The organism is Bacillus sp. OTU2372 (assembly GCF_038440275.1).
In the GTDB taxonomy this organism is placed as follows: domain Bacteria; phylum Bacillota; class Bacilli; order Bacillales; family Cytobacillaceae; genus Neobacillus; species Neobacillus bataviensis_B.
The window spans coordinates 1-510 of sequence record NZ_JASATK010000077.1; the positions used below are offsets into that span (position 1 = coordinate 1).

The 510-nt window shown below is 36.7% G+C and carries 1 protein-coding gene; it reads left to right on the forward strand.

Annotated elements, in window-relative coordinates:
- On the forward strand, window positions 1–510 hold a 510-nt coding region (locus AAHB15_RS29995), incomplete at both ends, for an IS110 family transposase (protein WP_342043900.1).

The following is a 510-nucleotide window of genomic DNA, read 5'->3' on the forward strand; positions in this document are numbered from 1 at the left end:
CAAGACTTTAGAGGGTTAGAATTTGGAAAGCCTTTGTACTTTGAAAATAGTAAATCTGGATTTAATCATTTTTTAGATTGGATAAACAAACTAATTATCCAACATGACATGGAAAAGGCAATTGTAGGAATGGAGCCAACTGGTCATTATTGGCTGAACCTAGCTCATTTCCTTAAAGAACATAATATTAAATTTGTTGTTGTAAACCCAATGCACGTAAAGAAAAGCAAGGAATTAGACGATAATTCACCAACGAAAAATGATGTGAAAGATGCCAGAGTCATTGCACAGTTAGTCAAGGATGGGAGATACGCCGAACCAAACATCCCACAAGGAGTTTATGCAGAACTACGCGTGGCGAGAAAAATACGCGATCTATTATCCGTTGACCGACAAGCAGTTCAAGGTCAAATTCACAATTGGTTAGATCGCTACTTTCCAGAGTTTCTAACGGTCTTTAAAGACTGGGAAGGAAAAGCTGCATTACAGCTGTTAAAATTAAATTTATTA